The organism is Rhodococcus sp. 06-235-1A, assembly GCF_002258785.1.
GTDB lineage: Bacteria > Actinomycetota > Actinomycetes > Mycobacteriales > Mycobacteriaceae > Rhodococcoides.
This window is the reverse complement of sequence record NZ_NOYI01000016.1, coordinates 88,355-100,892: the sequence shown is the minus strand read 5'-3', so window position 1 is coordinate 100,892 and position 12,538 is coordinate 88,355. Positions and strand designations below refer to the sequence as shown.

Genomic DNA, 12,538 nt, shown 5'->3' with positions numbered 1-12,538 from the left:
GGCACAAACCGACGTGTTTTGTGCCGCTGCTCATCGGCTATGGGCGAGGAACTACGCGGCAGCGTCTGCCATTCGGTCTGTTCGGGTTTTCCGGCGCTCGTACTCCGATCCCGACTTCAGCATCGTGTAGAGCACGTTCGTGCGTCGCCTGGCCAGACACACCAAGGCCGATCGATGGTCTTTCCCTTCTGCTCGTTTGCGGTCGTAGTACTCACGGGACACTGGTTCACGCAGAGAGGCGAACGCCGAAAGATACAGTGCACGTTTGAGTCTGGAGTTCCCACCGCGTTGTCGATGCTCACCTCGGATCGATGTCCCGGAGCGGTGCGTACGGGGTGCGACGCCGGCGTAGGCGGCGAGGTTGCCAGCACTATCGAACCGCTCGATATCGACAATCTCGACCAACATGGTGGCGGCGATCCGAACGCCGACACCCGGCATCGAGGTCAGGATCGGCCCAGCTGGGTGTTTGTTCAGTTCCAACTCGAATTGCTCCTCGAGTTCGGCGCGGGCACGACGTACCTCGCTCAGCTGCCGCGCAAGGGTTTTCAGTACGAAGTTCGATTTCTCCGCCCCCGGCACGATCACGGTCTGCTCGGCAAGTGCGGCGAGGATCGACTCCGCGATCTGGTCCCCGATGCGCGGTGCCGACCGCTTCGCGACCCGTCGCAGTGCCGCCGGGTTTGCTGCTGCGAACCCAGCCGGTCCCCCGAACTCGGCAAGCAGTGTCAGGGCGACGGGCCGGTACAGATGCTTGCCGATCGTGCGTTCGAGGGCGGGGTGCACCGAGAGCAGCACCGACCGGATGCGGCTCGAGAGACGGTTCTCCTCGGTCGCCAGGTCCGCGTCGAACCCGGCGAGCATCCGCAGGCCTTCGACGATGTCGTCGTCCTGGGTGACCGGCAGCAAGGTGTCGGGCAGAGTGCGTGCGGCGTCGGCGATGATGAACGCATCGCGAGCATCGGTTTTCGCCTGGCCCGGATACAGTGCCGCGATCCGTCGCATCCGCAGGCCGGGGAGGTAGGCGACGTCGATGCCACTGTCGCGGGCCACTGCGATCGGCAGTGCCCCGATGTTGCGGGGTTGATCGACCACCATCAGCACCGACCCGTGTTCCGCGAGCTCGCCGAACAATGCGCGGAGCATCGCTTCGTCCTGCGGCAGATCGCGGCTGAGGATCCGTCGTCCGTCTGTGGTGAGCGCGAACGCGTGATGGGCGCTCTTGCCGACATCGATACCGCAGTAGATGTCATAGTTCTTCTTGTCCATTCACCCTCCGCTTCAACAATTTTCGTGTGCGGTCCTGGCATCGGTTCCCGGCACTCACGTTATGCAGGCCGTGCTCCCTCGTTCGGCCACGCCTCTATCAGCGGTGATCCGACGCCCTCTGCTCCGGCGGCAACACTCGAGTAGACGTGCGTTCCGTCCGGGCTGCCGAAGCCATACCGGAGCAGACGACCCACCCCCGCAGGTCACGAGGGTGGAAAGAAGATAACGGGGCTGCCGCAGGCCCCCTCGACCCGAGGCCGGGGACGCCGAGCCGCCGGTGGCGGGCACCGTAGAGGTACCCCGCCACCGGTTCCGGTTCCTAGTCGGTGATGCTCTCCTCGCTGGGGGCGGTCAGTGCGGCGTAGCCCTGCTCGGGGGTGAGCGTTCCGGCTGCGACCTGCTCGACCGGGGTCAGGTCGTAGCCGTGCTCGACCAGCAGGTCCAGGTAGTTGTCCTGGTTGCCGTAGCCGCTGCGCTTCCACCAGTCTTTGCCGGTCCCGCTCATACGAGCTTCGTAGGCGGCGAGGATCTGGGCGAGCAGGATGACCTGCGCGCGGGTGTCGTTGGCCTTGTCGATCACCGGTGCCAGCGCATCGCGTGCGGCGCGTTCTTTCCAATCGCCGTAGACGGTGGTCGTCGGCTCGGCCACCGTGACTCCGAGCAGCTCCGCGAGGTACTGCGACGCCTTGTTCTGGGTAAGCAGTCCAGGCTCTTCGACGAGGGTGTCGGTGATCCACTTCGCGGCACCCTTCGGCAGGGTCTTGCCGGTGAGGAACTTCGACAGGAACTCCTTGCGGACCACGGTCGCAGCGAGTGACGCAACGTTGAGCGCCTTGGTGCGCCGCCGCACGGCCCTCTCGGCTTCCTTCGCTGCCGCCTCGGCGGCGAGTCGCTTCTGCTCGGCCGCCTGGGCGACTGCCTCGGCGTCGGCGGGGTCAACGTCACCGGCGGGTGCGGCCAACGCAGCCGCGAGGATCGGCCCTGGCTTCACACCAGCGGCGTCGGGGTCTGCGGTGAAGTATTCCGGCACCCAGACCTCGACGGTTCCGATGTCCTTGTGGTGGTGCAGTCCGGCCTCGGGCTCTGCTGACAGGTCGTCCTCGGTGTCCCAGTCGATGCTGTCCTCTTCGATAATTTCGCCTGTGGCGGTGAGGGTGTATCGCTCTTCCTTCGACAGCCACACCGCCCAGTGCCCCGCTGCGCCGTCAATCACGGCGTCGGTCACTGGGCCACCGTCGGCGGTCACCAGATCGTCTGCGCGCAGGTACGGGTCGCCGTAGGCCGGTTCTTCCTCGAGGAGGGTGAACCCTCGTTCGGCGTAGGGGATGCCTGCCTCGGCGCGGGCTTTGCGCTCGGCGCGGTCGTTGAGCAAACGCTGCGCGGTCCACCGGAAGTCGTACCGCGCTCCCAGGAGCTTCTCGACGGCGGCGGCGTCGCCTTCGGCGTCGAACTCCGCGACGATCGCGGCCTGGTCGAGGGTGAGCTGCCCGGCGTCGAGGGCCGCGCGGGCGGTCTGCGAGCGGCCCGCTGTACCTGCGGTTTTCGCGGTCTCCCGATTGTCGTAGTGCAACGCCTTGGCGATCTTGGTGACAGAGACACCGAGATCGAGCATGTCGGTCACGGCCTTGGTGCGTTGGCCGTCGGTGAGCGCGATGCGGCAGTCGTTGGTGTTCACCTGCTTGGTGAGACGTTCGATTTCTCGATCCTTGGCCTTGCTCGCGGCGGTCCGGATCAGTACCGGCACGCTCTCGACACCGGCTTCGATCGCGGCGAGGGTACGAACCTGTCCATCGATGACGACGACAAGGTCACCGTCGCGGCGCGCGAGGATCGGCACCAGGACACCGAGCTCGATGATGGAGGCGACGACCGCGCGGAACTTGGCCGACTCGGTGTCGACCTCGTCGCGGACGTTCGGTCCGACCTCGAGGGCAGTGGGGTGCAGGCGGGCGTACTCCTCGCCCGCCCCCACGACCGGCGTGGTGCCAGTAGTGGGGGCTTCGGTTGCGGCGGTGGTGGTTTCGATGCTTGCGGTCATGGCGGTGTCTCTCCCTGGTAGATTCTTCGGTTGGAGACACCGGGCAGGTAGGAACTGTCCGGTGTTTCTTCGTTTCCGGGGCCGGTGTGACCCTGGGGGTTTACTGCTGGGCGGTGGCCACGTGGTGGTGGCCTGCGAGCCGTGCGGCGTGGATCTCGGCCTCGCTGGCTCCGCGTTCGCGTGCGGTGCACGCCCAGAACGCGGCCCGCTCGAGGTGCGCGTCGACGGTGGTCGAGTTCGCGTCCGCAGCGGCCCGGTTGACCTGCTCGGTGTAGGCGGTGACCTGCGCGAGTGCGTGAGTCTTGACCTGTCCCGGTACCTGACCGATCGCGGCCATGATCGCGGTGTGCAGTCCCACCGTCCTCGGTCCTGTGATGGTGTCGTGCATGTCGCTACGTCCCTTCTCAACTGGTGGCCGGACCTTGTTGCCCTGCCACGTTTTTTCGCCGTTTCTGGCGTGAGGAGAGAAGTCAGCGCACGGGGCCGGAGCGTCAAGGGTCGGTCCGAAAAGTTTTCAGCCGAAGGCGTTTTGAAAAGTTTTCGGAGCCCTTGGGCCGGGAGCGCAGCGGACGCCGGCGGTTGATGCGGAGGTCACGGGTGATGAATACTCGCCGGTAGCCAGAACCGAGTGAAAAAACGTCCTTCGCTCTTTTGAGTGCGGAGCGAAGCGGAGTTCAATCCAGGGGACGCCCGCAGGGTGGCCGGCACCGCCGCCAGGCGGAATGCACGCCAGCTCGTCGACGCCAGGCGGTGACCACCTCCCGCTCGTGGAGCTCGCAGACGACTGTGCGGGAGCGACGGAGACCAACCACGCTCGGTGCCGCGGCAGCACCTGCCCTGTCAGGGCTTCGGTACGGGCGGCCATTCATGGGGATGTACAGACTTCGGTTCCGGCAGAAGCGGCCCGAACACGCTGTGCGGGTGACGTTCCCAATCCACCCGCACATCCACCCATGATTTCGGATCCTCGAACCAAGTGTATTCACCGCTAAACGTCGCACCACTGAATGAGGTGTAATCGCTGCTAAAAGTCACCCCATCGAAGATAGTGTTCTCGCCGCTAAACGTCGCACCATCGAACATGGTGTTCTCGCCGCTAAACGTCGCACCATCGAACATGGTGTTCTCGCCACTGAACGTCGCCTCATGGAACATAGCGGTCTCACCGCTGAACGTAGCATGGCTGAACAGGGTGTTCTCGACGCTAAACGTCGCGCCATCGAACATGGTGTTCTCGCCACTGAACGTCGCACCATAGAACGAGGCATTCTTGGTGTTCTTGCCGCTGAACGTCGCATCACTGAACGAGGTGATGCCGCTGAAGGTCGCACCATAGAATGAAGTGATCTCGCCGCTAAACCGCGCACCACCGAATGAGGTGATCTCGCCGCTAAACCGCGCACCACCGAATGAGGTGATCTCGCCGCCAAACCGCGCACCATAGAATGAGGTGTTGTCGCCACTGAACCGCGCTTCATTGAACAAGGTGGTTTTCCCAGCGAATACCGCACCGGTGAGATCTGTGTCGTGAAGGTAAGCCCCGGTGAAGTCGTAGTCGAACGGTGACCATGAGTGGTCGTGCTCGGGTTGGAGGTGTGCGGCAATGGTGCGTGTGATGGCGTGGCGGGTGTCGAGGTCGTCGTGGGGGTATTCGCGGATGGTATCGGTGTAGTCGAGATTCTCGTGGTGGGTTCGGCGGGTCTCTTTGCGTAGGTGGGGGTTTCGAGTCGGTGTCTCGTAGGGGGTGCGGAGGTAGTCGCAGAGGACGTTGATGCACACCTGGGTTTCGCGAGGCTTATCGCGGTCGAGCCAGTCGTCGGCGAGGGCTTCAAGGGCGGAGACGGCGGCGGTGCGGATCGCGGGTGCGGGGTCGGCGAGTTGTCCGGTGATGGCGGTAAAGCGATCTCGGAGGGCTTGGGTGTCGGCGAGGGTGTGGGTTGCTTTGTGGTGCCGGTCGAGCTGTCTGCGACTGAGTAGACCGATGGCGAAGGTGATGAGTGCAGCGACGATGATTCCGAGGCTGGCGAGGACTGTCGCTGCGGGTTGTGTGAGGTTGTCGAGGAACCACACGCCGATGCCTGCCGAGTCGGTTGATTCGACCGGCACGGTTGGAGTGGCCGGGGTGGGGACCTGGGCGTGGAGGCTCACGGGGGTGACAGTAGCGGTTTGGCCGTAGTTTTCCTGGTGAAGTCATCGCCGGTCACGTCCTGCTGACCGAGGCCGTGGGAGAGGGCAATTGCGCGGGCTGCCTGTTCTACGATTTCGGCGGGTAGTGGCGGTCCGTCGAGAGTCCGAATTCGCATAACGCCGAGTATGGCAGTGGGTACCGACAGACTTGTTCTCTCGCAACGCTTTCTAGTCGGGCCGGGCCGTGTCCTGGTTCTAGAGGTAGAGCAGGTGGGTGGCGGTGCCGTCGAAGTGTTCGAGGTTGTCGAGGACACCGGTGTAGTTGCCGGGGCGGCACGCTCCGAGACTGACGATGAGGGCGCAGGCGCCGTCGATGGTGACGAGGTACGTCGGCGGGGTGTTGGTGGGGCTGATGTCGGCGTGGGCCTGGGCGTCGAGGAGGGCGTAGCGGACGGCGTCGGCAGCTGCTCGCTTCGCCGCAATGAGGCTGGGTTCTGCTCCTGCGGCGGTGATGGTTTCGGGTCGTCGGTCGGGGCGGGTGGTGACGGTCCAGGTGATCATCGGTGTCGTGTCCTTCGTGTGGGCGAGCCGGGTGGCCTGTGGTGCGTTCGGCTTCCAGCATCGCGTACCGAGCGCCAGCGAGGTCCGCGATGCGCAGGCATTTTCCGGAATCTGGGGATAGAGACGTTCCCTGTGGATGGATACAGCTCGGCCCCGGAACCCGTATCGGGTCCGGGGCCGAGGGCCTGAGGTCGTCTTAGAGGCGTCGGCGGCGCCAGGGTGCGGCCATGTCCTCCTGGTGTTCGCGTTCGGCGTCGTCGAATGCATCGGTGAGGGTGGTCGGGTCGCTGAGGTACTGGTCGCCGTCGGTGAAGATCGCGACGGCCATGCGGTGCACGTTTCGGAGCTCGTCGAGCATGGTGACGTAGCCGAGGCGGTCGATGATGCGCCAGGTCACCGGACCCATGTGGACCTCGACCCAGTGCATGGTGCGCCGCCGGGCCGGTACGTACTGCTCGCGCGGGGTGACGGCGGTTTCCGGTGGCGCGATCCAGACGACGGACATGGCGGCGCGGGCGTAATCGTCGCCCGGTCCCCCGGGCTGGGGTGCCTGGTTGTCGATGCGGCCGATGAGGGTGCGCGCGTCGGCCAGTCCGGCGATGAACGCGTGGACGGCGGCGGCGGAGCGGAAGGTCATCATCAGGCGGCCCATGGTGACGATCATCTGGGCGTCGTCGGTGGCGGCGGCGTGGACGTTGACCACGGCTTTCTGGCGTCCGACGATGGTGGCGGTGGTGTGGGTGACCACTGCGCCGTAGTTGTCGGTGTCGGTGCTGCTGTGGACTTTCTGGGCTGTGGTCTTCGGCATCTCGCGCTCCCCTGCTCAACGTGGCGTACCTCGGTGGCCCGCCAATTTTTTTGCCGTTCTGGCAGGGAAGAGTTGGACCGGCATGAGGGGGCCGGAGTGCAATGGTCGGGCCGGAAAGTTTTCAGCCGCAGGCGTCTATGAAAAGTTTCTGGAGCCCTTCGGGCCGGGAGCGCAGCGGACGCCGGCGGTTGCGCGGAGGTCACCGCCGGTCAAAATCGGAAGGCCAGAAGGGAAAACAAGAATTCTCTTCACAGGACGGAGCGCAGCGGAGTTCGATTCGGTGGACGCCCGCAGGGTGGCCGGCACCGCCATCAGGCGGAATGCAGTGCCTACGCCGACGCCCGGCGGGGTAACCATCTCCAAGTTGTGGAGCTCGCGGATAATTGTGCGAGAGCTAGACCAACGATGTGGGGGTGGGTGGCCAGTCCTGGGGTATGACGCCTTCGGGCTTTTGCGTGGCAGATGCGGGATCGTCCCAGTCGAAATAGACGGCTTCCCACGCTCGCGGCTTGTCGAATGAGGCGAGCTCGCCGAGGAATCCAGCCTTGCTGAAAATCGACTCCTTGGCGCAGAATTCGGCTTGGGTAAAGGATGTCACGTCGCTATAGAACTTACTGGCGGTGAAAGCGATTCGGTCGCCGCCAAATTTGGCCTCGTTGAACGAGGTTGTTGTACTGCGAAACTGGCTGAGGCTGAACGCAGCACTTTTGCCGCGAAATTCTGCGCGGTTGAAGGTGGTCTCGACGCATTTAGATCGAGATGAGCCGAACTCCACGCGCAGGAAACCTGAACTGTCGCTGTGAAATTGCGCCTCGTCGAACACCGTGCGTTCGCTGTGAAACTCGGCAAAGTGGAAGTGCGTCTCTGACGCCCGGAACTCTGCTCCGACGAACGATGTGAACTCACCCCCGAAGTGGGCTTTCCTGAAGCTAGTCCTTCTGCCGTCGAATTGAGCATGGTCGAACGTCGTCTCGTCGCAGTGGAACCGAGCATAGCCGAACTCCGTCTCGTCGCCGTGAAACCGAGCACGGTCGAAACATGCGGACTCGCCGCGGAACTGAGCGAGCCTGAAAGAGGTTTGTGCTGAATGGAACTCGGCGTCCTCGAAGGACGTATGTTCGCCGTCAAAGCGGGTGTCAGAGAGGTTGATTTTGCCCCGGAAGTGGCAGCCTGCAAAGTTGGCGTCCTGGAAGTACGCACCGGTGAGGTCGTAGTCGTAGTTGCTCCAGTTGCGGCGGTTGTGGGGTTGGAGGTGTGTGGCGATGGTGCGGGTGATGGCTTGTCGGACGTTGAGGTCGTCGTGGGGGTGGATGTAGGTGCGTTGGACGTGGGTGCCGAGGTCGGGTGTGACGACGGTTTGGCGGAGGTGGGGGTTCTGAGTGGGTGGAGTGTAGGGGCGGGTGAGGTAGCCGCAGAGGTAGCTGATGCAGGTCTGGGCGTCGGCATCTTGGCCTCGCTCGATCCAGTCGTTGGCGAGCGCTTCGAGGGCGTAGACGCCGGCGAGTCGAACTTCGGGTGACGGGTCGGCGAATTGCGCTGTGGTGGTGACAAATCTGCGGCGCAGTTCTTGGATGTCAGCGAGGTTGTGTGCGCGTTCGGCGTTGGCTGTGTCGAGGGTGTTCTTCTGCTCCGCGATGTGTTCGGTGCTGGTTCGGGTGAGATGTGTACCGGTGTAAGCGATGGCGGCGGCCGTAACGACGAAGAATCCGCCGATGATGGTTCCGTGACCGGGGGTGATGTCTTGGCGTATGTACCAGTCCCAGGAACTCGGTCCAGCGAAGCCGCCGGCGAAACCAAGTGTGAAGACCCCGACAAGGGAGATCTTGTGTCGCGCTATCCACGACTCGGCTCGCCGACGGAGCGGCTCAGTGGTTGAATTTGTCGACGTGGTGCCGCTGGTTCGGGTAGGGACCGACTCAGGGCTGCTCACGGTGTGACCGTAGCGGATTGCGATGCCCGACGTGGCCCAAGGTTAAGACCCGTCTCTGGCGGTCAACTCGCCGGCATACGGCGGACGATGTCCTCCACGTTGGCGTTCATTTCGGTCAGCCTGTCATTAACTATCTTCAGCAGTTGGTCGGCTATCAAACCGGAGACCTGGGCGCTGTGCAGGGTGGCAAAGACTTGCGCCTGAGCTGCGTAAGTAGCAGCACGATCACTGTTGCCAGAGTCATCGACTTCACCAGCTCGTTTGACGAGGGCCAATGCCTGCTCAAGGTACGTCGGTTCTGCCATTGCATGTGTCCTGTTTCGTTGTGGGAGTGGATAGAAGGCGGGGCCTTAGCTGTTGGATTCCGCGGACTGTTACGCGATGCCGCACTGCGCTAGTGCCTGTGAGAACTATCGGAAGCATTCTGTTCGGCTCGGGCAAGGGCGAGGTTACTGTACAGTGCTGATCGCTTTAAACCTGTGTTCTTGCATAGTGTTTCGATTTTGAACTGTCTTGTTTCGTACACCTGAAGCAAGTACGCTCGCTCTTCCGGTGTCAGGGTGTGCGGTCGCCCCTTCATCTTGCCAGCGGCTGCTGCGGCCGCGATAGCGTCGCGAGTACGGGCTCGTATGAGGTCGGACTCGAATTCAGCCATGAGGCCGAGCATTCCGATGAACATCTTTCCCATGGGGTCCGACGGGTCGTAAACCTTTCCATCGATCGACAGCGCTACACCACGCGCGCTGAGACGTTCCACCGTGTTGTGGAGGTCGCCGGCCGATCGGGACAGTCGATCAAGCTTGGTGACGCAAAATTCGTCACCTTCGCGGCTGGCGTTGATGGCGTTCTCGAGCCCGGGGCGTTTGCTCTGCCGGCCGCTGACTCCGTTATCGACGTAGACTCGATCGCGGTCGACGCCGATCTTGCCAAGCAACCCGATCTGGACCGCAGTGTCCTGCCGGGCGGTGCTGCACCGCGCGTATCCGATTTTCATGCCTCTCCGGCCTGCTGGACTCGATCTGTCCAGTTGAGACTACGGGAAGCTGGACAGATCGAGCGGACACTTCCACCGGACGGTTTGACTGAGCATCTCGCGACGCCAATCGGCGGCAGAGGCGCGTTCGCGATCGTCCGGTATGACGATGGTCAAAACGCACATTTGAACCGTCAGGAAACAACTCAGCCGCATGTCGATGAATTCGGCGAGACTCGGCCACTGGATCCCGTCAGCGGTGTCGCCGCGCGGCCCTATGCTCTCGAGCATGACCTTCACCGCGCTGCACCGTGTCCTGGGTTTGCCGCCGGGACCGTTGACCGATGCCATGCTCGACGAAGCGGTAGGCGCAGGTGCAGCCGAGACCAACGATCTTGACTGGAAGTCAGAGCTCCCGCCCATGAAGGGCCTGCCACAAACGGACTTCCCAAAAGATGTTGCTGCAATGGCGAACAGCGGTGGCGGCGTCATCGTGTTCGGCGTTCGTGAGGCGCAGAAGTTCGCAACCGAACGAGTCGACGTGGGCGAGCTCGACGAGGCCTATGAGCGCTCCTTAAGGAGCGCTGCAATCACCGGTATCTCGCCTCCGGTGTTCGGGCTGAACGTGCACCGCATCGGAACCGACCCGCGGGCCGTCGTGGTGGAAGTACCCGCGAGTATCGACGGACCGCACCTGATCTACAGAAACGACTACTTCGGGGCTCCGATCAGAAACGACTCGGACACCGTCTGGATGAAAGAGCGCCAGATCGAGGCGATGTACCGGGCTCGCTTCGATGAGCGCCGACATGCCACAGAGACGTTGGACGCGCTCTACAGCGAGGCGGCAGGGGGTCGTAACTCCGGTGAGCGTGCCTGGCTGATCGCAGTTGCTCACCCGCGCATCCCTCGATTCCGCGAACGACTGACTCGTGAGGAAGCTCGAGCCGTGTTGGCCGAGGCAGAGGGCCTGACACTGACTTATGCCGATCGCAATGGCGTTCACCCGATGGAGAACGTCGACCGCACCAACCTGCGTCCTGGTTTGCGTCGCTGGGTGGCCGTGAACACGGCAACAGGTGAACGCTCGACCTGGAAAGAAGCATGGATCAGCATCCACCATGATGGTTCTGTAACGGTCGCTACCGCTGCCGGCGCGCATCGCATGAGCATGGACGGTTACCGCGAGGGCTGGCAGATCGAGTCCTCCGCCGTCGAGTGCGCGATTGCTGATCTGATGGCACTGGTGAGAAAGGCCGCGAAGGCGACCGACAACGACGAGTACGACTTACGCCTGGGGATCGAGTGGACAGGTGAGCAGCAGCTGACGATCTTGACCGAAGACGCCAGCGGCCGAACCTACAACGGCGTTTCGATCCCTCTGCACCGTTACACGCCGGTGGAGACCACCGTGAACGCAGCAGAGCCAGAGGCGGACTTTCACTGGCACGTTCACGACTTTGCTCAGGACTGCGTGAATCAAGGGGGTATCTCAAACGTGTTGCGCATCCGGCCGCCTGCCCACGATGGGTCGGCGTAGCGGGATCTCACCGACAGCGATCTCTACGTTGCCCGCCGGGCGACGACGCTTACGCAGTCGTACAGCGATTTTGCGAGCCCGGTCCTGCTCAGCCAGGCTGACCGTATGAGACCAGCGCCACCAGGACGCGATCGATGAAGTCTCCGACCTTGTCGGGTCGCTGATCGGGAGCTTCAACCGAATGCAGAGTGAAGTCCTTCTTTCCGCTGAAGGTATAGGTAGCTCGTCGAGTCCATTGGGTCACCCGCCGCGTTACCTCGTCGTAGTGCTGGTCCTCGATGGCGATGTCGACTTGTTTGAGTTCGGACAGCGGTATCACCGCGCCGGTGATGGCTACGTTCGAGTCATCGTTGCTTCCTTCGCAGTTCAACACACCGAACTGGGATCCGTTCAGCCACGTGACCGTATGAATCCCATGTTCGGAGTTGGTGTAGCCGACTGCATGTGCGCTGGGGTGAACGTGACGACGTGCGACATTCAAGAACACCCGGGGGATGGTAGCGGTGTTGTCGTCGAAGACTTTGCGCTTCCAGTCCCGCAGTGCGTGATCAGGATCGTTTTCGGTCATCGGGTCCCTTCCCTTCATATTTGTCATCTGTCATTATGGACGATAGACACTGTAGTCGGGAAGGGCAACAAACACCCAATGAACGAGACCTCAACCAAAGCAACATTGGCCGATCTACTGCGCCAGGCCATTGATGACCGCACCGGAGCCCCGCTGCGCGACATCCAGGCCCTCGTTGAAACCGAAGAGGCAGCCAGGCCACGGGGAATGTCACTGAACCGCAGTACCGCATCCCAGATTTTGCGCGGTGCCTACCGCGGGACCCCATCTGCAGCCACCGTGCGCGCGATTGGGTGGCTGGCAGGCGTTACCGAACAAGTGGCGTTCGCAGCGGCCGGCCAACCGACACCTGGCCGCCCGCTGGCCGACGAACTCCCAGCCTCCACAGACACGCTCAACGACCGCGAGCGAGCCGTCGTGATCGACGTCGTCCGAGCGCTACTCGCACAGCGCCAAAACACCGACGCGTGGAAAGCCATTATCGCCGAAGCCTTAAGTCAGATAGTCGACGACTTGGTGACTGTCCAGCAGACCCTCGACGACGTCGCTAGTGAACAAGACGCAGCCCAAATCATCAATGCCGCAACCAATCAGCTGACAAACGTAATCGCTCGTACCCGCCGGCTCGCTGAACAGTGCGCAACAGAATAAGCAACCCCCGCCTCCACCAACTGACGTCCCACGACAGGAGCATGATCCGTCTCGTTCCCAGCTGGGGCGGCAC

The 12,538-nt window shown here is 62.9% G+C and carries 14 protein-coding genes; 2 read left to right on the top strand and 12 right to left on the bottom strand.

Features of this window, described 5'->3' with window-relative positions; all coding sequences use genetic code 11:
• Window positions 1-51: 51 nt before the first annotated feature.
• The 11 genes from CH275_RS16855 to CH275_RS16810 all read right to left on the bottom strand — a co-directional run bounded on the left by CH275_RS16855 (window position 52) and on the right by CH275_RS16810 (window position 10,006).
• Complete coding sequence (locus CH275_RS16855) at window positions 52-1,269, bottom strand: IS110 family transposase (RefSeq protein WP_094679488.1); 1,218 nt, start codon at window positions 1,267-1,269, stop codon at window positions 52-54.
• A 319-nt stretch (window positions 1,270-1,588) separates the two neighbouring features.
• Window positions 1,589-3,307 (bottom strand): ParB/RepB/Spo0J family partition protein, encoded by a 1,719-nt coding sequence (locus CH275_RS16850; RefSeq protein ID WP_094679487.1) that lies wholly within the window; start codon window positions 3,305-3,307, stop codon window positions 1,589-1,591.
• Window positions 3,308-3,407: 100 nt separating this feature from the next.
• Window positions 3,408-3,695 carry a hypothetical protein gene (locus CH275_RS16845; protein WP_094679486.1) on the bottom strand — a complete coding sequence of 96 codons (288 nt, stop codon included), beginning with the start codon at window positions 3,693-3,695 and terminating at the stop codon, window positions 3,408-3,410.
• 452 nt (window positions 3,696-4,147) lie between these two features.
• Window positions 4,148-5,455, bottom strand: coding sequence for a pentapeptide repeat-containing protein (locus CH275_RS16840; RefSeq protein ID WP_094679485.1), 1,308 nt, complete (start codon window positions 5,453-5,455; stop codon window positions 4,148-4,150).
• Window positions 5,452-5,610: a hypothetical protein gene (locus CH275_RS29515; RefSeq protein WP_179276195.1), complete on the bottom strand. Its 159-nt coding sequence runs from the start codon at window positions 5,608-5,610 to the stop codon at window positions 5,452-5,454. The genes CH275_RS16840 and CH275_RS29515 overlap by 4 nt, the downstream gene beginning before the upstream one ends.
• Window positions 5,611-5,689: 79 nt before the next feature.
• The gene (locus CH275_RS16835; protein ID WP_094679484.1) at window positions 5,690-5,995 is read right to left on the bottom strand and encodes a hypothetical protein; all 306 of its coding nucleotides are present in this window, start codon (window positions 5,993-5,995) and stop codon (window positions 5,690-5,692) included.
• A 196-nt stretch (window positions 5,996-6,191) separates the two neighbouring features.
• A complete protein-coding gene (locus tag CH275_RS16830) occupies window positions 6,192-6,803 on the bottom strand; it encodes a hypothetical protein (protein ID WP_094679483.1) in 612 nt (203 codons plus the stop codon).
• A gap of 394 nt (window positions 6,804-7,197) precedes the next feature.
• Window positions 7,198-8,733 (bottom strand): pentapeptide repeat-containing protein, encoded by a 1,536-nt coding sequence (locus CH275_RS16825; protein WP_094679482.1) that lies wholly within the window; start codon window positions 8,731-8,733, stop codon window positions 7,198-7,200.
• Window positions 8,734-8,795: 62 nt separating this feature from the next.
• A complete protein-coding gene (locus CH275_RS16820; RefSeq protein WP_094679481.1) occupies window positions 8,796-9,038 on the bottom strand; it encodes a hypothetical protein in 243 nt (80 codons plus the stop codon).
• Window positions 9,039-9,127: 89 nt separating this feature from the next.
• Window positions 9,128-9,727: a recombinase family protein gene (locus CH275_RS16815; RefSeq protein ID WP_094679480.1), complete on the bottom strand. Its 600-nt coding sequence runs from the start codon at window positions 9,725-9,727 to the stop codon at window positions 9,128-9,130.
• Window positions 9,728-9,766: 39 nt separating this feature from the next.
• On the bottom strand, window positions 9,767-10,006 hold the full coding sequence (locus tag CH275_RS16810; RefSeq protein ID WP_094679479.1) for a hypothetical protein: 240 nt from the start codon (window positions 10,004-10,006) through the stop codon (window positions 9,767-9,769).
• On the opposite strand from CH275_RS16810, the gene CH275_RS16805 reads away from it, so the two are divergent.
• On the top strand, window positions 9,996-11,246 hold the full coding sequence (locus tag CH275_RS16805) for an AlbA family DNA-binding domain-containing protein (protein ID WP_094679478.1): 1,251 nt from the start codon (window positions 9,996-9,998) through the stop codon (window positions 11,244-11,246). The two genes, CH275_RS16810 and CH275_RS16805, sit on opposite strands and share 11 nt — an antisense overlap.
• An 88-nt stretch (window positions 11,247-11,334) precedes the next feature.
• Here the strand turns inward: CH275_RS16805 and CH275_RS16800 are convergent, their stop codons facing one another.
• Window positions 11,335-11,814, bottom strand: a complete 480-nt coding sequence (locus tag CH275_RS16800) for a hypothetical protein (RefSeq protein ID WP_143546802.1) — start codon at window positions 11,812-11,814, stop codon at window positions 11,335-11,337.
• A gap of 78 nt (window positions 11,815-11,892) precedes the next feature.
• On the opposite strand from CH275_RS16800, the gene CH275_RS16795 reads away from it, so the two are divergent.
• Complete coding sequence (locus tag CH275_RS16795; protein WP_094679476.1) at window positions 11,893-12,465, top strand: hypothetical protein; 573 nt, start codon at window positions 11,893-11,895, stop codon at window positions 12,463-12,465.
• Window positions 12,466-12,538: the final 73 nt, after the last annotated feature.

Coding starts and splice junctions, on each gene's coding strand:
- CH275_RS29515 (WP_179276195.1), bottom strand. CDS start 5,610: ATGCGAATTCGGACTCTCGACGGACCGCCACTACCCGCCGAAATCGTA.
- CH275_RS16855 (WP_094679488.1), bottom strand. CDS start 1,269: ATGGACAAGAAGAACTATGACATCTACTGCGGTATCGATGTCGGCAAG.
- CH275_RS16815 (WP_094679480.1), bottom strand. CDS start 9,727: ATGAAAATCGGATACGCGCGGTGCAGCACCGCCCGGCAGGACACTGCG.
- CH275_RS16795 (WP_094679476.1), top strand. CDS start 11,893: ATGAACGAGACCTCAACCAAAGCAACATTGGCCGATCTACTGCGCCAG.
- CH275_RS16800 (WP_143546802.1), bottom strand. CDS start 11,814: ATGACCGAAAACGATCCTGATCACGCACTGCGGGACTGGAAGCGCAAA.
- CH275_RS16805 (WP_094679478.1), top strand. CDS start 9,996: ATGACCTTCACCGCGCTGCACCGTGTCCTGGGTTTGCCGCCGGGACCG.
- CH275_RS16830 (WP_094679483.1), bottom strand. CDS start 6,803: ATGCCGAAGACCACAGCCCAGAAAGTCCACAGCAGCACCGACACCGAC.
- CH275_RS16845 (WP_094679486.1), bottom strand. CDS start 3,695: ATGCACGACACCATCACAGGACCGAGGACGGTGGGACTGCACACCGCG.
- CH275_RS16820 (WP_094679481.1), bottom strand. CDS start 9,038: ATGGCAGAACCGACGTACCTTGAGCAGGCATTGGCCCTCGTCAAACGA.
- CH275_RS16835 (WP_094679484.1), bottom strand. CDS start 5,995: ATGATCACCTGGACCGTCACCACCCGCCCCGACCGACGACCCGAAACC.
- CH275_RS16850 (WP_094679487.1), bottom strand. CDS start 3,307: ATGACCGCAAGCATCGAAACCACCACCGCCGCAACCGAAGCCCCCACT.